Below are 20,103 nucleotides of genomic sequence, written 5' to 3' on the forward strand. Positions count from 1 at the left end.
CGCGGTAGATTACAAGCGGAGGCTCGATAGACTGCGATAAGCCCACACCACTAAATGCAGTGTAAGTAATCCACTGAAACTAACCGCAAAGAAAAGTAATGCAATGGATTCAACTGTCTTAGGCGTGTCCGCATAGCAATACCACCAAAGTGGCCATGCAATTATGCTCAGTAGGGTTAATTGCCACATGCAACGTTTACAACGGCCAACTTTTTGTATAAAAACAGAGTCGGAACATTGGTTACAGGACATAACAGCTTTCTTTATCATTTATGCTCAGGATATTGATTATCAAACTCGCTCGCCAACATGGCATACAGATACTCATCACCCCATGCGCCTTTAAAAAACACATTGTTAATAAAATGGCCTTCACGACGAAACTGCAACTTTTCTAAAAGTGCTGCACTGGCTAGATTGAGGCAATCTGTTTGAGCAATAACTCGATGACGAGATAATTCTACAAACAAATATTGCAATAAACGAGTTAGCGCTTGTGCCGCTATTCCCTGCCCTTGGAATGCAGGAGCGATCGTAAAACCGACTTCAACTTGGCTGTCATCAATAAAATGTAGCGCCAGATCGCCCATTAACAACTCATGCTGATCACTAATGGCTAATTGATACCATTGCCCTGCTTTAGCAAAATCTTGGTAATGGGTCGAATTGAATAAGCTTAGCGCATCTTGATAGTGGTAATCGGTCCAACTCTGATATCGAGCAACATTAGGATCCGCTCTATAGGCGGTAAATGCCGTTAAATCATTAAGACTAAATGGCCTGATGATTAAACTACCCGAGGTTAACGTAGGACACTTTAATGAACATAAACTTGAATCACTGTCCATATCAACCTCATTCATTTATAGAGTCTACCTTCCCGCTAATGCAGTGGCTGGCGCGATTTTAGTCGCTTTCCATGCAGGGTAAATGGTTGCAATAAGGCTCATGAATAGGCCCATTAACAATACAACTAATACATCTTGATAATGTAATTCAGAAGGAAGGAAATCAATAAAATAAATATCCGATGCTAATAGTTGAATACCTAATATCTGCTCAAGACTGCTGGCAATAGCACTTAAATTATATGCTAGAGTGACCCCTAATATGCCACCAATAGTGCACCCCATCAGTCCATTTAAAGCACCTTGCAGAATAAATATCGCCATAATGGCACCACGATGAAGCCCCATTGTCATCAGAATCGCAATTTCAGAGGCTTTATCGCGCACTGCCATAACAAGTGTCGACACAATATTAAAACACGCCACAGCAATAACCAGCGCTAACACCAAATACATCACTAAACGAACGAGTTGAATATCTTGGTATAAATGCCCTTGTGTGCGAGTCCAATCATTAATGTATAAATACTGCTCTTGGGCAAATCCTAAATCACGAGTGATACTTGCTGCATTAAACACATTATTGACTTGAATTCGTACCCCAGAAACGGCAGAACCCAGCTCGAGCAAATCGGCTAAATAATCAAGCGACACATAAGCTTGAGTCGATTCAATTTCGCCACCCAACTCGAACACGCCAGACACCACAAAGCGATGGCTTTTGGCCGACGTTAACTGACTGTTATTAGCATCTGGCGTATACATCGCCAAGGTGTCACCCACCTTCAAGCCCAACTTAGTTAATAAACTGCGGCCAAGCACGATATGATTTTCATCACTGCTTAATGACTGCCATGCATCGACAGACATATAATCAGCAATGCTGGACACGTCAGATTCATGTTTAATATCAATACCGTTGACGATTAACCCTTGAAACCCGCCTGGCTTTTGCACTAACCCTTGCAAGCGCACAAAAGGGGCAACGCCAGTAATCTGCGGCATATTTGAAGCACTTTTGGCAATATCCTGCCAATCGGCAATGGGTTGGTTAACCCCAACGAGTTCGCCGTGAGACACCACGCCTAATAACCGGTCTTGTAATTCTTTTTCAAAACCATTCATGGCAGATAACACCACAATTAGCACACCCACACCTAAGGCAATACCCGCAGTTGATGCAAATGAGATAAAACCGATAAAGCCATTAGACTGTCTGGCACGGAAAAAACGCCAGCCAATTGTTAACGGTAACCACTTACTCATTCGGCTAGCCCTGTTGGAGATGTTGCAGCAACAACTTGCAAAATGCCGTCTTTCATTGTCAATTGACGATCCATCTTGGCTGCTAATTTATGATCATGAGTAACCACCACGAACGCCGTACCAAATTGCTGCGCTAACTCGCGGATCATCGCATAAACATTATCACCACTGCTGGCATCCAAATTACCTGTAGGTTCATCGGCTAATACTAACTTTGGTTTGTTGATAAGTGCTCTGGCAATCGCCACACGTTGACGCTCACCACCCGACAATTGCGCCGGAATATGCTGCAAACGATGACCTAACCCCACACGTTCAAGTAAATTTTTTGCGTCTACCAAGGCTTGCGTTTTATCTCTGCCTTGAATAAATGCTGGCATCGCCACGTTTTCAATCGCGGTAAACTCTGGCAATAAATGATGAAATTGATAGATAAAGCCCAAATCCTGATTACGTATTTGTGCCTGACGCGCACTAGACAATTGATATAAATCTTCGCCGTCTAATAACACGGTTCCAGACGTTGGCGTGTCTAAGGTACCCATGATATGTAAAAGCGTACTTTTACCCGATCCAGAACTGCCTACAATGGCTAGCTGCTCACCCTTATACACGGTTAAATCAACACCCGATAATACCTGAGTGGTCACTTCACCGTCATGATAATGCTTACTGACGTGTTGAACTTGTAATAACGCTTGTTGTGTCTGGCTCATTATTCGTATCTCAAAGCGGTAGCAGGTTGAACCCTTGCGGCGGACAACGCAGGATAAAGAGTGGCAATTAAAGTAATCAATAATGTGCCTAAGATGATGAAACTCAATTGCGCTAATGATAATTCCACAGGTAGCGTCTGACCGACACCTAAAATAGAAATACCAACAGTGGTTAATATTTCATTCAAGTTAAGCGTTAACACAATGCCCGCAATCGCGCCAAGCATTAACCCTAACATCGCATTAAGCGAGCCTTGCACAATAAAAATATTCATCACTGAAGTAGTCGTTAACCCTTGGGTTTTTAGCACCGCAACATCGGTTGTTTTATCCACCACCATCATCACCAATGCTGACACAATATTAAATGCCGCTACGGCGACAATTAAACTGAGCATGAGTGACATCATATTTTTTTCCATTTTTACGGCGGCAAATAAATGACCAAAATCTTGGCGCCAATCACGAGTTTTGATGTCGATATTTTGCTTCGCAAATCCAGCAACCAGTTTGGGTGCTAACGCTGGCGCGGAAAATGGATCGTTCAAATAGACCCGTAATTCATTAATGGTATTACTGTCTTGGCGCATCAATTTACGCGCATCTTTATAATGTACATAGGCAACACTTGAATCGACTTGCGAGCCCATTTCAAATACACCTGCAACAGTAAATTTACGCTGACTCGGCACCGGGCCCATTGGTGAATACACCACCCCATCACCGCTTAACACTCTAACCTTATCGCCCGCTTTAACGTCTAATTTGCGGGCTAGATCGGTGCCGAGCACAATTGAATACTTGCCAGCTTGTAACGTTGAAAAAGCATCTGAATAAGTATGAGCCGCAATGCTCGACAATGATTGCTCAAGCTCTGGGTAAACCCCATACATTTGTATCGCTTGAATGTTACTGCTCGATTGGATCATAGCTTGCGTAGTCGCACTAGGCACAATGCCACGAATATTTTGTAATAAATATTTATCCGCCAACAGGCTTTGGCTACTTTGTTGCCAATCCCTAAATCCCATATCACTGATAAGGGTCATCTGCGGCACCGCCCCTAAAATGCGATTTTTTAGCTGGCCTTCGAGTCCATTCATCACAGAACTGACCACAATTAATGCTGCAACACCTAAGAAAATACCCGATACCGCAAAGAAGGTAATAAAAGAGGCAAAAGCATTCGCTTTTCGGGCTCGCCAGTAACGGTAGCCGATAAAAAATGAAAATCCTAAATTCATAAAAAAATACTAATCCTGTGCGCCTATTGGGGCGTATAAGTCAGACAATCAGGCAAAATGTGAATATGAAAACAACAAGCCAGCGTGTATGACTTGCTAAATCATTAAGTTGGGCACGATAATAGGGCTATTAGTGTGATAAATAAAGAGGCAAACCTTGATACCTGACAGCAATTCTTATTTTAGTGTGCCTCACCACTTTAATGTGTACTTAACTTCGTGGGATGCAAACCAAGCTTTACCCACAGATGATGAACTCCGCGACATGCAATCTGTTGGGTTAAAACTACTGACCGAAGTGAAAAGTCTTGAAGCAAATTGTTTACTGCAACTGCGCAATTTAGACAATGATGCTAAAGCCGTAGTCGACTTTTTAAAGCTACAATCGCGTAAAGTCGATTTAGTATTGCAACACGTATTAGAAAAAGAAGTTCAAGATGGTGAGTTATTTAAAGGTGATCAATTTGGTGGCAGTGGAATTAGTATCATTTCTTCACGTCCATTGGTTGTAAATGAACACGTTAAGACCCACATCTATTTGCATACAGAATTAGTGGCATTGTTGTGTCTGTGCCAAATACAAAGCTGCACCCCAGTATCAACAGATGACGCCACCGAAACCGCATATTGGCGCTGTGAGCTTGAATTTAGCCAAATACTTGAAGATGATATTGAGCAATTAGTCAAAGCAAGCTTGAATGTACAACAAAAAATGCTCAAAAAACGTAAACAGAATATCGATAAACAGCGTAGCTGAAGCCTCGCCTCATTCAATACGACTTGATCGCAAACGGAACTGACAAAGATTTCAATGAACCTATTTAGTGTACTCACGCCGCCGAGTGTAAAAAAAGGCCAACAAACGCAAACTTTGGCAACATTGGGTGGCGTGTCGCAAGCCATCACCCTCGCCAATTTAATCAATAACCATGCTGGCACCAGTATTATTGTCACTCACGATACGCCTAGTGCGTTATCGCTTGAGGTCGAACTGAGTTATTTATTAAACCACATCAATGTGAATGTGTGTTTGTTCCCCGATCGTGAAACCTTGCCTTACGATAGCTTTTCGCCACACCAAGACTTGATATCACAGCGACTTGAAACCTTAGCTAATATTGGTCAAAGCCAGCACAATGTGGTCATAGTACCAGTAAATACCTTAATGGTTCGCCTACCACCGAAGTCGTTTATGACCGCCAATGTTATGGTGCTTAATAAAGGCGACACATACAGTTTACAGCAAGCCAGGCAACACCTTACTGATACCGGTTACCATATCGTCGATCAAGTATATGAACATGGTGAGTTTGCTATTCGTGGCTCTATTATCGATATTTTCCCTACTGGCTCAAAACAACCATTACGCATAGAGTTGTTTGACGATGAAGTCGAATCGATACGCTTTTTTGATGTTGATACCCAGCGTTCAGGCATGGCTCGCGATGCGATTCGCATGTTGCCAGCCAAAGAATTCCCAACCGACAACCATGCTATTGAAGGTTTTAGACAACGTTATCGTCGTCGCTTTGAAGTAATTTCAAAAGAAGCCGAGTCAGTTTATCAACTCGTTAGCCGTAATTTAATGCCCGCAGGCATCGAAAACTACTTACCGTTATTTTTCGATGATACGGCAACATTGTTTGATTATTTACCGCAAAACAGTCAACTCATCACCTTAGGCAATATTGAAAAAGCCAGCTTAGCGCACTTACATGAAGTAAACGTTCGCTACGAAGACCGACGAGTTGATCCACTAAGGCCGTTATTGGCGCCAAAAGAACTTTACTTGCTTAATGATGAATTATTCGCGGCATTTAAATCTTTTACTCGTACCCAATTATTACAGCAATATATTGCCACCGACACCAATAATGCCGGCGAGCCGCTAGCTGAAGTTGAACTTCCAACGCATACCCTCATCGCTAACGTTGAAACACTGCCAGACATCAATGCTAACCATAAACTCAAACAACCACTCATTGCGTTACAAGAGTATTGTCAGCAGCATCCAAAATTAGTGTTTAGTGCCGAATCGGAAGGCCGCCGTGAAGCCCTGTTAGACTTATTTGCCAAAATTGACATTAAACCCAAGCAGTTTGCTCATCTTAACGACTATCTAGCAGCCAAAGACAATATCGGTTTAATCGTGTCACCTTTGGCGCGAGGTTGTGTGCTAACCGACACCGCAAAAGGTGCCGTGAGCATCATTTGTGAAACCGAACTGTTTGGTCAGCGTATTTCGCAGCAACGTCGCCGCGAAAAGCAAAAGCAAGTTAGCACCGATGTTTTAGTTAAAAACCTAGCTGAACTTAAAGTCGGTCAACCTATTGTCCACTTAGAGCACGGTGTTGCGTTATACCAAGGATTAGAAACGCTCGATACTGGCGGTTTGGTTGCAGAATACTTAAAACTGGAATATTCAGGTGGTGACAAGTTGTATGTGCCAGTGTCGTCACTGCATCTTATCAGTCGCTACAATGCCAGCGGCGATGGTAATACTCACCTCAATAAGTTAGGTAACGAAACCTGGGCTAAGGCCAAGAAAAAAGCCATCGAACGTATTCGTGATGTGGCCGCTGAATTGTTGGATGTCTATGCCCGTCGTCAAGCTCGCCCTGGCGATGCGATGAGTATTGATGAAGAAGAATACGCCCAATTCAGTCAAGGTTTCCCCTTTGAAGAAACCGTCGACCAAGAAAGTGCCATTCACGCAGTACTTGAAGACATGCAAGCACCACGCGCAATGGATCGTTTAGTCTGTGGTGACGTGGGTTTTGGCAAAACAGAAGTGGCTATGCGAGCAGCATTTGTTGCTGTGAATGCCGGTAAACAAGTGGTGGTGTTAGTACCGACTACCCTACTTGCCCAGCAACACTACGAAAACTTTAAAGACCGTTTTGCTGATTGGCCTATCGTTATTGAAGTGATGTCACGCTTTAGAACCGCTAAAGAGCAAAGCAGTGTTGTCGAACAACTGTCTGAAGGTAAAGTCGATATCGTTATCGGTACCCATAAGTTACTGTCTTCAGAAGCTAACTTCGATAACCTCGGGTTATTAGTCATCGACGAAGAACACCGCTTTGGTGTGCGTCAAAAAGAAAAAATTAAAGCATTACGTGCCAATGTCGACATTTTAACCCTCACCGCCACACCGATTCCGCGGACATTGAACATGGCTATGTCAGGTATGCGAGATTTATCGATTATCGCTACCCCTCCAGCTAAACGTTTGGCAGTAAAAACCTTTGTGCGTGAATATGACAAAGCCACGGCACGAGAAGCCATCTTGCGTGAAATTTTGCGTGGTGGCCAAGTGTATTATCTGCATAATAATGTTGAGACCATTGAAAAAACGGCGCAAAACATTCGCGATTTACTGCCAGAAGCCCGCGTCATAACCGCCCATGGGCAAATGCGTGAACGCGATCTTGAAAAAGTCATGTCAGACTTTTATCACCAACGTTTTAACGTGTTGGTATGTACTACCATTATCGAAACCGGTATCGATGTGCCTAGTGCCAATACCATCATTATCGACCGAGCCGATATGTTTGGTTTAGCACAATTGCACCAGCTTCGCGGCCGTGTTGGCCGATCGCATCATCAAGCCTATGCTTATATGATGACGCCACATCCTAAACGTATGACCCCAGATGCCCGCAAACGTCTTGCAGCCATTGAAGCCCTAGAAGATCTTGGCGCAGGTTTTTTACTCGCCACCCAAGATTTAGAAATTCGCGGTGCGGGTGAATTGCTTGGCGACGAACAAAGTGGCCATATCTCAAAAATTGGTTTTAGCTTATACATGGAAATGCTGGAATCTGCCGTAAAAGCCCTCAAAGAAGGAAAAGAGCCTTCTTTAGCCTATATGATGAGTGCCAAAGCAGAAATTGATTTACGCATTCCGGCATTATTACCAGAAGATTACGTCAGTGATGTTAATATGCGCTTATCATTGTATAAACGAATCGCTAACTGCGAAACCGACACCATGCTCGATGAACTTAAAGTCGAATTTATTGACCGATTTGGTATGTTACCTGTGCCAACCCGTAATTTGATGGCGATTACTCTGTATAAACATCAAGCAACCGCGTTAGGTATTCATAAAATTGAAATGCATGCCAAGGGTGGCAGTGTCGAATTTGGTCAAGAAAATCACGTCGATCCGATGTTTATTATTGGTTTGTTGCAAAACCAACCACAAATCTATCGAATGGACGGGCCAAATAAGTTAAAGTTCAACATTCCTGCTGAGACAAGCAAAGAGCGTCTTGAGTTAATCAACACCCTGCTTGGACAGTTCGCTAAACATCAAATTTTGGAGACAAATAGTGCTTCGTAAACTTGCGATTTCTATCGCCGCTATCACAGCGCTATCCCACAGCTTTTCAGCCCATGCAGAATCATGGTTTGAAGTTGAAGTGTTTGTATTTGAACGCCAACAACCGTCAGTTGAAAAATGGCTAAATGCTACACCGCCCAAACTCAGTAAAGATACGGTGGATATCATTACTCCAGTGATCAGTACCGACATAACCGGAGTAGCCGTTGGCTTAAATGGTTGTACTTCAACCGACTGGACCAATGGCTCAAGTAACTGTAATGACCCAAAAATCAGTAACAGTATCGCGGCTCATCCAAGCGAGGTTCCGTTTAATATCGGAGCCAACAAGCCGCAAACCGCTTATTTAGGTCAAGGTCCATTACTGCTGGCTCAAAGCCAGGGTAAGTTTAATGACTTAATGAGAACCATTAGCCGCGAACCTTATGTTAAAAGCTTAGTGCATTTAACCTGGCAACAAAATATGCAGTCGCGCAGACGCGCTAAGCCTGTGCGAATATTTGGCGGAAAGGATTTTTCAAAAAGTTTTGAATATCATGGTTTAGCTGTCAAAAAGCCAACTCAAACAGAAGCCATGCCAAGCACAGAATTTGGTGCTTTAGGTAACTTTTATGAAGCGCCAAAAATAGGCCCTGTATGGGAGTTAGATGGCTCGATAAACATTTATCTCAGCCATTACCTGTATATTGAAAATAATCTGGCTTTGCGTAAACCAACTCAAAAAATGCTTGAATCCAGCCCTTTAGAGTTTAATGAATATGCCGCTCTAGACATTGAAGGTAAAAAGCAACTAGCACCTTATTTAGAAAGCATCCCACTTATTCAGAATCGCCGTGTGCGCAGTGGTGAGATCCACTACTTTGATCACCCGCAGCTGGGTATCGTAATGCAAATTCGTAAAATGGCCCAACCTACTAATGTTAAACCAATTGATTTAACCGAGCGTGCTACCACTAGCCAACCAGCACCTTATACTGGTTAATAGCTCGATAGCTTAATACTAAAAAACCGGATCAATTGATCCGGTTTTTTGCTTAATGGCCTAGCTCATTTACTACATAACCTTCGCACGGAAAATTAATACATCCCTTAACTCGAGCTGTGGTTATTTAAACAATTTACAACGATTGAGCAATGCGAGTGATATCCATCGCCAATAGCTGAGCAGCTTGCCAACGTGTTTGCTGTTCAAGAGCCTGCGAGGCTTGTGCAGTATTACCTTTTAGCGATAATGCGGTATGTGTAGGCTCGGCAGCCGGCCAATCAAACTCTGTTAATAAAGCATTAACGCCAACAGAATCATTACAGACCAAAATCATATCACAGCCAGCATCTAACGCCGCCTTAGCACGGCCAAGGTAGTTACCTGCAAAGCTGGCACCCTTCATGCCTAAATCGTCAGAAAAAATCACCCCATCAAAACCTAATTGTTGACGTAAAATAGTTTGTAGCCAGTAAGATGAAAAGCCTGCGGGATTAGGGTCAATATTTGAATAAACCACATGCGCTGGCATCACACCTTGTAGCTGCTGAGAACCTATCAAGTGCTTAAATGGCTGCATATCAAAAGCTTCCACTTGCTCTTTAGTCCTTGGATCAACTGGCATGGCAATATGTGAATCGGCAGCAACACTGCCATGGCCAGGAAAATGTTTTCCTACCGCAGCCATACCGGCCTCATTCATGCCAATGATGAACTGCTGTGCTAATGCACTGACTTCATCAGGAACCGCACTAAAACTGCGCTTACCAATCACTTCACTTATACCATTTACGTCTAAGACAGGTGCAAAACTTAAATCGATATCACACGCTAACAGCTCAACAGCCATTAAAAACCCGCACTCTTTCGCCCATTGTTTAGCTAATGTTAAATCGCCTTTAGCAGCAGGTAAAATATCACCCATGGCAGGTATTAAACTAAAACCTTCACGAAAACGTTGAACTCGGCCACCTTCATGATCGACCGCAATTAATAATTCAGGGCGAATACTGCGAACACTTTTAACCAATTCAATTAATTGATTTTTATTTTCACAGTTGCGGCTAAACAATATAATGCCACCTACCTGCGGATGCTGTAATTGCGCAGTTTCTGTTGCAGATACAGTTAAACCTGCAAGATCCATCATTAAATAGCTCAAATCTTTCCCTTATCTATAAAGCTGACTATCACGTCAGGTTAATCAAGTCACATTATGCATCAAGTATAAGGCTGGCTAATGTGAGAATAATGCATCAAAAAATCTAATGAACAGTCATTGATTAATGTGTGGGATACTCTACCAAGAATAGGAGATAAACCGCCAACATTACTTTTGACGATTATACTCACTTATAATGAAAACAATAAACGACTCAGCAAGGGTTAAACAACATGATTAGTGTATTTGACATGTTCAAAATTGGTATCGGTCCATCTAGCTCACATACAGTGGGTCCTATGAAGGCAGGTAAAACTTTTATACAGCATGTCGCTGATAATAATTTATTAGCGGATACCGACGAGTTACAAACAGAATTATTTGGATCTTTAGGTCAAACAGGCAAAGGCCATGGTACCGGTAAAGCGGTCATTTTAGGGCTAATGGGTGAAGACCCAGAAACCGTAGATACCGATGGGATTGATGCCATTTTAGACGCAGTGTCTACGACTCAAAAACTCACCTTAGCAGACGGACGTCAGGTTAAATTTACTCGCGAGACTGGGGTAACTTACCATAGACGCAAAACCTTGCCGGCACATGCTAATGCCATGACCTTATACGCATTATCTAAAGGCGAATGCATATACCAGCGTACCTATTATTCGGTTGGTGGTGGGTTTATTCTTGATGAAGATGAAATAACTCAACGTAATGCTTCTCCAGCAACGCCAATTGAACAAGCACCTTATGACTTCAACAGTGCACTGCAATTACTGCAATTGTGCTGCGACAACGGCTTAAGCATTTCATCATTAATGATGGCTAATGAGCTTAGCATTGCCAGTGAAGATGAGATCAAACAAGGTTTGTGGAAAATTTGGCAAACCATGAAAAACTGCGTTGAACGCGGTTATCAAAAGGAAGGCATATTGCCAGGCGGTTTAAAATTACGCCGACGTGCCCCAGCGCTCTACCGCCGCTTAAAAGCGGAAGGGAGAAATAACACAGACCCATTGACCGCTATGGACTGGGTTGATTTATTTGCTTTATCGGTTAATGAACAAAATGCAGCAGGCGATCGCGTTGTAACTGCCCCAACAAACGGCGCCGCAGGGATTATCCCGGCAGTATTGTGTTACTACGATATGTTTGTGCAAGAAGTCGATATCGATGTGTGCAGCCGCTATCTGTTAACCGCTGCTGCCATTGGTATTTTGTACAAGAAAAATGCCTCGATTTCTGGCGCTGAAGTGGGTTGCCAAGGCGAAGTGGGCGTAGCCTGTTCAATGGCAGCCGGTGCGTTAACTGAAATTATGGGCGGAACCGTAGAACAGGTTGAGAATGCCGCTGAAATTGGCATGGAACATAACTTAGGTTTAACCTGCGATCCAGTTGGCGGCCTAGTACAAGTGCCTTGTATTGAACGTAATGCTATGGGTGCAGTAAAAGCGATTAATGCTTCACGCATGGCACTTCGCGGTGATGGTAATCACAAAGTGTCTTTGGATAAAGTCATTAAAACGATGATGGAAACCGGTAGAGACATGCGCAGTAAATACAAAGAAACCGCAAAAGGTGGTCTTGCGGTGAATATCGTCGAATGTTAATTAACGTATTCATTTAATCTGCTCAATTCTAAATGCCTGTTAGTGAACCTAACAGGCATTTTTGTATGCTTTTAACGGGTAGATAACCTGTTAATGATTCATCGTGAAATCAATTAATTGAATGACTTGTTTTCCCTTGCTCCAACCATATAAAGGGACGGTATAAAATGCATACGAGCACGCGCGAAACCAAAGAGAGACCTTTGCTCTTAGTGGGCCTGTGCAGGCTTAATATAAGCCTTGGTTCCCCAAAGTGGAACTGTCGAAAGGCTGTGTTTGAAGCTGCCCGATGTTTCTTTGGTAGAGTAAGAAACATACATTAGAGTTTGATTTTCAGCATCAAATATTCTTCTAATTTTCATGGTTTTGAAAAAAATACTTTTTGATTTTTTAAACACAACCTCACCTGATTTACTCTTATCTATTTTAGCAATCATATCAGTAGTGATCTCACCCGTTTGTCTGCAAGAGATAGAACTATCACTTGGGTCAGAAAAACTGAGGTTTTCTTCTATTGAGGCGATGTGACAAGTGACACCAGATACAATTTCATCTTTTAAAATATTCAGCTTTATGTCTTGTGTAGTAAACATTCCGAGTGAAACATCACCGACTTCGTTGTCAGAACAAGCTGTAACAAGTGTCGTTAAACATAGCGCTATTAGTATTTTTTTCATCGGTAACACCTTGTAATATTATGAGATTATATAATCACAATAGACTGAGATAGAAATCATAGGTTATGTCATTACAAGCAAACTATTAAAGATAAGCCTGGAATAAACAATAAGTCCACATTGACGTTTTCACGACCACAGAACGCCACAGCTAACCAAAATAGCTAACATTTCCTTTATTATGGTTAGCACGATAATCAAATTAATTGACCATAATTGTGGCTGGCAAAGCAAGCTTGTTATTATTCTATGATTATTTTAATGATCAACCATTAGTATAAAGATCAGCTTTTAACATAATCACCACCCTTTACGAGCTAAGTGTAATTTTTTTAGTTAAAGGCACTTTGAGCACAACGGGTTAAGCCTGCAGTTACCGAACCAAAATGGTCACCCACCACCACTTTGGCATTGGGGTACACGCTAGCGATTTTATTGTATATTGCCGGGCTTCTAGCAGTACCGCCTGTTACATACACAATATCAGGAGTGGTTGGCATATCACAATCTTGTTGCTCTGCTTTAGCTGTAGCCGTTTGCATTGCTTGTTTCATTAACGCTTCAACTTTCGCTAAAGGATCGTTAATGGCTTGCTCAAACTGTGCTGCGGTTAACGGGACTAACAGCCCCTTTTCAATAAAATCTAACGAACATTGAATGGTGTCATTGTCGGACAAACTAATTTTCGCCGCTTCAGCTTCGCGCACCACTTGATAACTCATTTGGTTCTTTTGTACTTTTTGTAAACGAACTAATAGTTCAGGCTGCTGCGCTTCTTTGATTAGCTGCTCAACTAACTTACGAGAGGGTAAACTAACAAAGTCACGTTGGGCACTAATATCATTGACGGCCACCGCGTTCCAAAAAGGCGTTCTTGGCATAGGTTTACCGTTAATCATTAACGTATCGGCACCAAAACTTGGCATCAACCCAGTCATCGCTAACGCAATATCTAAATCGTTACCACCAATCCGTTGACCTGAATGCCCAAAACAGTCTGGGCTGCGGTCTTGTTGTTTAATGTAAGACGGCCCCATTTTCACCACTGAACAATCTGTCGTACCACCGCCAACATCGACTACTAACACGGTATTGTCATCGCTTAGGTTTGACTCAAAATCCATACCTGCGGCTAAGGGTTCAAATAAAAACCTAACATCGGTAAAGCCTGAGCGAGTTGCCGCAAGGCGTAAAATGGTTTCAGCTTGTTGATTACTGTCTTCGCCACCTATGCCTTGGAAATTAACTGGTCGGCCTATCACCGCATGACTGGCCGAGCTAAGCGATTTCGCGTTTAACGCTTTGTCAGCTAACGTTTTCACATGTTGCATCATCAAGGTGACAATGTCTTCAAATAAGGCTATTTGTTCAACACGTAATCCGTTGGCACCTAAAAAAGACTTTGGAGAGCGGACATAAAAACCTTCTTCAGGCATGTCTAAATAAGCATCTATCGCAGCTTGGCCAACAAACACAGCTTGTTCATTGGGCGACAGATCAAGCTCATGACGCATTAGTTTTGCACGCATTAACTGAGAACTGCGCAAATGAGAGTACTCTGCTTTTAAGTGTTCTGGTAATCCTTGGTATACCGCCTCGGCAATAAGCTCGCGATCCATTGCGTATAACGTTGAAGGCATAAAATCCGAATGAGTTGATAATGGTAATAACGATACCGCATCATCAATCATTACCCCAATCGCACAGTTGGCACTGCCGTAATCAAATCCAACAAACATTGACTTACCTTCTGTCATCTAATCGAAAAAAGCGCTCAAAATAACACACTTACGCCACTTGCTAAACCATTTATCACTGTTTTATCTAAAGGTAAGTATCAATACTTAACTTTTTTTTACTTTGAGTGAATGTTTAAATACTTTACATTGAGTATATGGCGGCATGAATCTGCACAAGAGAGGTTATCTACATTGTCAATTTAGGCTGGTCAAGATCATTACTTAATAAGTAAAATGGCTAAGTTACAGAATAAAATATAAATAACTCATTGATTACAAATATTTTTTATTTTGGCATGCCAGTTGCTATAACTAGATGAATTACTCATGGATATATAGAATAATATTAAGGACTTTATTGTGAAAAAAATCATCATCATTATTGTTGCTGTCGTACTAGGTTACTTTATCAACCTCAAATTTGTTGAAATCGCATACTCATTAGGTTTCGCTGAATTGAAAAAAGAAACTCTATTGATTAATGATCAAAAAATGAAAGTGAAATGCGACTCTTATGCTTTAGGCTTTTTTGATAAAGTTAAACTTGAAAATAAGTTTCAGCAATGCATTAATGATTACCAAGCACAAGGCTATGTGATTATTGACCAACAAGCTGCGATGAAAGCGGTTTAAGGCTGGAAATAAAAAAGCTCAAGCATTAATGCTTGAGCTTTTTTATTGATTCACGGCACGATTAAAACGGCATTTTCATTCCAGGAGGTAATTGCATACCACCAGTCACTTCGGCCATTTTAGTCTTTTGATTTTCTTCAATACGACGGGCTGCGTCATTACACGCTGCGGCGATAAGATCTTCTAACATCTCTTTATCGTCTTCCATCAAACTTGGATCAATTTCAACTTTACGCACATTGTGGTTACCTGTCATGGTTACTTTAACCAAGCCAGCACCCGCTTCACCCGTCATTTCTGTGCGCGCAATTTCTTCCTGCACTTTAGCCATTTTGTCTTGCATCATTTGGGCTTGTTTCATTAAATTGCCCATACCGCCTTTTCCACCAAACATAGTCGTCTCTCTCTAATTAAGGTTGTTAGCAAGTCGTCATAATGGCGACAATCTTACTGAAATAAAATCGATTGGCAATATTACAGATACATTTTTGAGATGAAGATATATTCATTTTCTGTAAAACCACCCTATTTGTGTACTTATGAAGCGTTGATTAGTGCAATATCCTGCGCTATTTGCCCTAGTTGCTCCGATGGATATTCAATCGTGTCACTGTCTAACTGAGCCGATAAGTGTTGGATCATCCACTGAACGTTGTCATCAAGCAAAATAGATTGTTGCGCTTGCACAATGAGCTCCCGATGAAAGCGTTTGCGTAACTCAAGCGGTGTTTCTCGTTTTTGCACCACACCAATCTGGATTTCAACTTCAGTTGGTCGCTCAAGGTACTCAGATAATGCCACTTGTAATTGATCGATAGCAGTTTGCGCAGACAAATGTTTCTGGTCTGGTTTTAACACTAATACTATTGGATTTGACAATGTTGGGCACACGGAGTTCACCCCTAATTGCCTAACTCTCCCGCCAACAGACACATTAGTCATTATTTTATACCAATGTAAATCAACTTCATCGCCTTGAATGCTGTGTGGTTCAAATTTGGCAAGCACATTAGATTGAATCACCGGCTCTGCATTAATGTTTTGCGGATCGGCAGCAAGTGATTGTGTGCTGGCTGGTTTTTGATGTTGATGACCGGCTTGCTGACTGACAGAATTCGATGGTTGAAGTGTTGTTTCAACTGCTGGTTTAGTCTCTTGATTAGTATCTGCAAACGCATTAACGTTCTCACCTTCTTTGGGCGCGACCCAAGGTGGCCTATCATAATCTGTCACAACTTGAGACTTGTCTGTTCCGCTGAGTGTTGCCGTTGACGCTTCGCTGGCCTTAGGTGCAGGTTCTGACTTATCAGAACCTGAAGGCTCAGTAGCGGCCGTTGGTGATGTTGATGCCGCAGCCGCTTTGCTCACTCTAGAACTGATTGTTTTTGTCGACTCTTTTTTGGCCAGTTCTTCTTGTTGCTGTAATGCGCCAACATCTGCAATGAGAGAATCTCGACTGGCTAGCACTTCATCTAAAAAGTCGTCTAAGTTATCATCTTCACTCGCGAGGTTTTGACGTGCATCATCACTTATCAAGTCGCTGTTATCGTCAGCGAGATGATTAACCGTTTTCGGTTTAGACATCGACTCCGAAGCTTCAGTAACATGGTTAACGTCAGTTGCCTCACTTGAAGCAGAAAACGCAACATATTCGTCATGATCAGAGGGTTGATATTCCATTGACGGATCATCTGCTTCGTTATAATCCATAAAAGAATAGGCATCAAGTGAGCTATTATCTGCACTATCACTGGATTGACTATTTTCTAATGAATTGGTGTCTGCCGTACTTGGCGCCAATGCAGGTTGCTCTGCAACTTCTTCAGACTCGATAACATCGCTTATCACATTTTTAGTACTGGATTCATCCGTTGCTTCAGCATCTGCGCTATGAACAACATTATCAGATGAAGTTGCATTAACAACGTCAACTTCGGCATCATCATTAACAAGCTGGTCAGTGTGCATATCGACACTTTCTAGCGGCAATGAATCAAACCCTAAGCTTTGTGCTTGGTCCAACAATAAAGCTTGCTCAGCCGCCAACGAAGGCTCAACAGCGATATCGTCGAGAGGATCAGCATCTTCAACTTCGGCAGTCGGCAACACTTCAGCCTGAATAGCTTGTGCTGCTGTCGTTAAACCATAATGCGCTTGAGGCAGAGCATCAGGCTTTGGGCCTGTTTCAATGACCTCTTGTGTTGAAGTTGATGCGTGATCGATAACGCTTAAATCAATATTAGCTGGTGTCGTTGTTACCCAACGTTTTACTTGTTTCTCGGGCGTAAAGGCTACCGCACGAAGCAGTGCCATTTCCAAGCCCGATTTAGGATCGGGAGCAAAGGGTAAATCTTTACGGCCGTTAAGCAGCATTTGGTAATAAAGCTGTACTTGTTCAGGTGCTAATTGCTGCGCGAATGCCACAATTTGCTCACTAAACAGCGATTGTTGTGCTGCGGCTGGGGCAAATTGAGTTAAGGTGATTTGATGTAATAGTTCTAATAAGCTGCGTAGTACTTCTTCGGCATCTGCACCAAATGCCAATACTTTTGCCACGGTTTGCATTAATGGCCCAACATCGGCATCACACAAGGCTTTTAATAACGCGAGCACATGTTGCTCATCAATACTGCCCAACATGGTTTGCACTTGTGTAAGCATCACTTGGCCACTGCCAAATGCTATGGCTTGATCCGTTAAACTGAGCGCATCACGCATACTGCCATTGGCCGCTTTGGCTAATAAACTCAGTGCTTGCGACTCAAATGGTAACTTTTCTTGAGTGATAACATACTCAAGTTGCTTGCTAATTTCGTCCTGCGATAAACTTTTCAAATTGAACTGTAAACAACGAGATAGCACAGTAACCGGCAGTTTGTGCGGATCGGTTGTCGCTAATAAAAACTTAACGTGCTCAGGAGGCTCTTCTAAGGTCTTTAGTAGTGCGTTAAAACTGCTGCGCGACAACATGTGTACTTCATCAATTAAGTACACCTTAAAACGACCACGGGATGGGCGATACTGTACATTGTCGAGAAGTTCGCGAGTATCATCAACTTTGGTGCGGGAAGCGGCATCGACTTCAATTAAATCAACAAATCGGCCTTGGGCAATTTCAATACAACTAGAGCATTCACCGCACGGCGTAGCAGTAACGCCTGTTTCACAATTAAGACCTTTAGCAAACAAACGTGCCAAACTGGTTTTACCCACGCCGCGGGTACCAGTAAACAGATAAGCATGATGTAAACGTTGTTGGCTCAATGCATTGGTTAATGCCATTAATACATGGGATTGGCCGACCATTTGTTCAAATTTAGCTGGACGCCATTTGCGGGCTAGTACTTGGTAAGACATGAAATTCCCCACAGAGAGCTATCGGGAGTCAATCCCTTTAAAGGGGTTAACAATAACATGCCAAGGGCTGGCATGCTATTGTTGAGCAAGCATTTGATAGAGTAAAACCTAGTTAACTGCTTAATAAAATGGCAGTTTATTTTACTTTACTTACTCTCCGTCAAACTCGCATAAACTTAATACTTCAATTCCCATACCTTGTAAACGCTTCTCGCCACCAATTTCTGGTAATGAGATAACAAATGCAGCATGGCTCACTTCACCGCCTAATTCACGAATAAGTTTTACCGTCGCTTCAATCGTGCCACCGGTGGCTAATAGATCATCAATAACGAGCACTTTATCATTAGCATTAATTGCATCAACATGAATTTCTAAGGTGTCTTTACCGTATTCTAAGTCATAAGTTTGGCTTATGGTTTTACGGGGTAATTTACCCGGTTTACGCACAGGTACAAAACCGACGCCGAGCTCTAACGCTAATGGTGCGCCAAATAAAAAACCACGCGCTTCAGTACCAACCACTTTAGTGAAACCTTTTGATTGATAATGAGCCACTAGAATCGCAATAGTGGCTTTATAAGCTTCTGCATTTTCAAGCAAACTGGTGACGTCACGGAACATGATGCCTGGTATTGGATAATCAGGAATGGTTTTAATGCTCTGCTTAATAAGCGCTAAACTGTCTTGGTTCATCATAATGTAGTTAACTCTGTCTGAAAGTGATTACGCAATAAAAAAGTCCACGTCATTGGTGGACTCTGGTAAAAATACTGGTGTGATCTTATGCCCGTTTAATCTCAGTTGCAACAGGCATGCATTAACCAGGCTATTTATTATTCTAACTCTGGGATCCGCCACAAGAAAAATAATAAAATAAGCATCATGCACAACAACATAATTTTCACCCATATTATCGGTACTATCATGATACTAATAGCAAAACTAAGGCCGCTCATTAACATGGCTTTTCGCTTGAGCGATCGGCTCAACGCACGTTTAGATTGCCACTGAGAGATACCTTCAGCAAACCAAGGGTGATTGATTAGCCAATGATGAAGTCGATCGCTAGAACGAGCAAAACAAAACGCAGCCAATAATATAAACGGCACTGTTGGTAATAAAGGCAGTGCAATGCCAATAATGCCTAACACTAGACTGCACAAGCCAATAATGAGAAAAAATCCGCGTTTCACCGCCATATACGCCCTCATACAAACAAAAAACCACTCTATCTGAGTGGTCTAATAAGACAATATCATGACAGGTTAACCTGAAGTAAGCGTTAAATTAATCCTGTTGCTTTCAACCATGAAAGGCTCGCGGGCAATGTTGGAATTAATAAAACCAAAATAAAACCAATAAAATAAAAGATGTTAAACGGGTCTTTAAACGGCTGGCTCATGATTATTCCTACATTAAGGTTATGTTTTAACTGCGATAACTTACATCTTTCATCTGTTATATTGTGCCAACTGTTCAGTTAGCATCGCGACAACAGACGTGAAGTCGATCACAAAA

General features: G+C 42.2%; 17 protein-coding genes. 5 read left to right on the forward strand and 12 right to left on the reverse strand.

Annotated elements, in window-relative coordinates:
- Positions 1 to 9 precede the first annotated feature (9 nt).
- From SFRI_RS21280 to SFRI_RS12315, 5 genes are read right to left on the reverse strand one after another with little or no spacing between them, the layout of a single operon-like run.
- On the reverse strand, positions 10 to 252 hold the full coding sequence (locus SFRI_RS21280; protein ID WP_081430139.1) for a DUF3624 domain-containing protein: 243 nt from the start codon (positions 250 to 252) through the stop codon (positions 10 to 12).
- A gap of 14 nt (positions 253 to 266) precedes the next feature.
- A complete protein-coding gene (locus SFRI_RS12300; protein ID WP_011637848.1) occupies positions 267 to 863 on the reverse strand; it encodes a GNAT family N-acetyltransferase in 597 nt (198 codons plus the stop codon).
- Positions 864 to 872: 9 nt separating this feature from the next.
- Positions 873 to 2,114, reverse strand: a complete 1,242-nt coding sequence (gene lolE / locus SFRI_RS12305; protein ID WP_011637849.1) for a lipoprotein-releasing ABC transporter permease subunit LolE — start codon at positions 2,112 to 2,114, stop codon at positions 873 to 875.
- A complete protein-coding gene (gene lolD / locus SFRI_RS12310) occupies positions 2,111 to 2,830 on the reverse strand; it encodes a lipoprotein-releasing ABC transporter ATP-binding protein LolD (protein WP_011637850.1) in 720 nt (239 codons plus the stop codon). The genes lolE and lolD overlap by 4 nt, the downstream gene beginning before the upstream one ends.
- On the reverse strand, positions 2,830 to 4,074 hold the full coding sequence (locus SFRI_RS12315; protein WP_011637851.1) for a lipoprotein-releasing ABC transporter permease subunit: 1,245 nt from the start codon (positions 4,072 to 4,074) through the stop codon (positions 2,830 to 2,832). Before SFRI_RS12315 ends, lolD begins: the two co-directional genes overlap by 1 nt.
- A gap of 157 nt (positions 4,075 to 4,231) precedes the next feature.
- Between SFRI_RS12315 and SFRI_RS12320 the strand changes: the two genes are divergently transcribed.
- The 3 genes from SFRI_RS12320 to SFRI_RS12330 are packed head-to-tail and all read left to right on the forward strand — an operon-like array spanning position 4,232 to position 9,404.
- Positions 4,232 to 4,831: a hypothetical protein gene (locus SFRI_RS12320; protein WP_011637852.1), complete on the forward strand. Its 600-nt coding sequence runs from the start codon at positions 4,232 to 4,234 to the stop codon at positions 4,829 to 4,831.
- A gap of 54 nt (positions 4,832 to 4,885) precedes the next feature.
- On the forward strand, positions 4,886 to 8,422 hold the full coding sequence (gene mfd, locus SFRI_RS12325; RefSeq protein WP_011637853.1) for a transcription-repair coupling factor: 3,537 nt from the start codon (positions 4,886 to 4,888) through the stop codon (positions 8,420 to 8,422).
- Positions 8,412 to 9,404, forward strand: coding sequence for a peptidoglycan binding protein CsiV (locus SFRI_RS12330; RefSeq protein WP_011637854.1), 993 nt, complete (start codon positions 8,412 to 8,414; stop codon positions 9,402 to 9,404). The genes mfd and SFRI_RS12330 overlap by 11 nt, the downstream gene beginning before the upstream one ends.
- A gap of 136 nt (positions 9,405 to 9,540) precedes the next feature.
- Here SFRI_RS12330 and nagZ read toward each other — a convergent pair whose 3' ends face one another.
- Positions 9,541 to 10,566, reverse strand: a complete 1,026-nt coding sequence (nagZ, locus tag SFRI_RS12335) for a beta-N-acetylhexosaminidase (protein ID WP_011637855.1) — start codon at positions 10,564 to 10,566, stop codon at positions 9,541 to 9,543.
- A 233-nt stretch (positions 10,567 to 10,799) separates the two neighbouring features.
- On the opposite strand from nagZ, the gene SFRI_RS12340 reads away from it, so the two are divergent.
- The gene (locus SFRI_RS12340; RefSeq protein WP_011637856.1) at positions 10,800 to 12,176 is read left to right on the forward strand and encodes an L-serine ammonia-lyase; all 1,377 of its coding nucleotides are present in this window, start codon (positions 10,800 to 10,802) and stop codon (positions 12,174 to 12,176) included.
- A gap of 209 nt (positions 12,177 to 12,385) precedes the next feature.
- On the opposite strand, the gene SFRI_RS12345 is transcribed toward SFRI_RS12340, so the two are convergent.
- Positions 12,386 to 12,853, reverse strand: a complete 468-nt coding sequence (locus SFRI_RS12345; RefSeq protein WP_011637857.1) for a CreA family protein — start codon at positions 12,851 to 12,853, stop codon at positions 12,386 to 12,388.
- 332 nt (positions 12,854 to 13,185) lie between these two features.
- On the reverse strand, positions 13,186 to 14,592 hold the full coding sequence (yegD, locus tag SFRI_RS12350; protein ID WP_011637858.1) for a molecular chaperone: 1,407 nt from the start codon (positions 14,590 to 14,592) through the stop codon (positions 13,186 to 13,188).
- 360 nt (positions 14,593 to 14,952) lie between these two features.
- Here yegD and SFRI_RS12355 point away from each other — a divergent pair, with 360 nt between their 5' ends.
- Positions 14,953 to 15,225, forward strand: a complete 273-nt coding sequence (locus SFRI_RS12355) for a hypothetical protein (protein WP_011637859.1) — start codon at positions 14,953 to 14,955, stop codon at positions 15,223 to 15,225.
- 61 nt (positions 15,226 to 15,286) lie between these two features.
- Here SFRI_RS12355 and SFRI_RS12360 read toward each other — a convergent pair whose 3' ends face one another.
- The 4 genes from SFRI_RS12360 to SFRI_RS12375 form a co-directional block, all read right to left on the reverse strand.
- The gene (locus tag SFRI_RS12360) at positions 15,287 to 15,619 is read right to left on the reverse strand and encodes a YbaB/EbfC family nucleoid-associated protein (protein ID WP_011637860.1); all 333 of its coding nucleotides are present in this window, start codon (positions 15,617 to 15,619) and stop codon (positions 15,287 to 15,289) included.
- 143 nt (positions 15,620 to 15,762) lie between these two features.
- Positions 15,763 to 18,582 (reverse strand): DNA polymerase III subunit gamma/tau, encoded by a 2,820-nt coding sequence (dnaX, locus tag SFRI_RS12365; protein WP_011637861.1) that lies wholly within the window; start codon positions 18,580 to 18,582, stop codon positions 15,763 to 15,765.
- A gap of 150 nt (positions 18,583 to 18,732) precedes the next feature.
- Positions 18,733 to 19,284, reverse strand: coding sequence for an adenine phosphoribosyltransferase (gene apt, locus SFRI_RS12370; RefSeq protein WP_041413043.1), 552 nt, complete (start codon positions 19,282 to 19,284; stop codon positions 18,733 to 18,735).
- A 134-nt stretch (positions 19,285 to 19,418) separates the two neighbouring features.
- Complete coding sequence (locus SFRI_RS12375) at positions 19,419 to 19,784, reverse strand: YbaN family protein (protein ID WP_011637863.1); 366 nt, start codon at positions 19,782 to 19,784, stop codon at positions 19,419 to 19,421.
- Between the last annotated feature and the right edge of the window lie 319 nt (positions 19,785 to 20,103).

This window comes from Shewanella frigidimarina NCIMB 400 (assembly GCF_000014705.1).
Taxonomy (GTDB): domain Bacteria; phylum Pseudomonadota; class Gammaproteobacteria; order Enterobacterales; family Shewanellaceae; genus Shewanella; species Shewanella frigidimarina.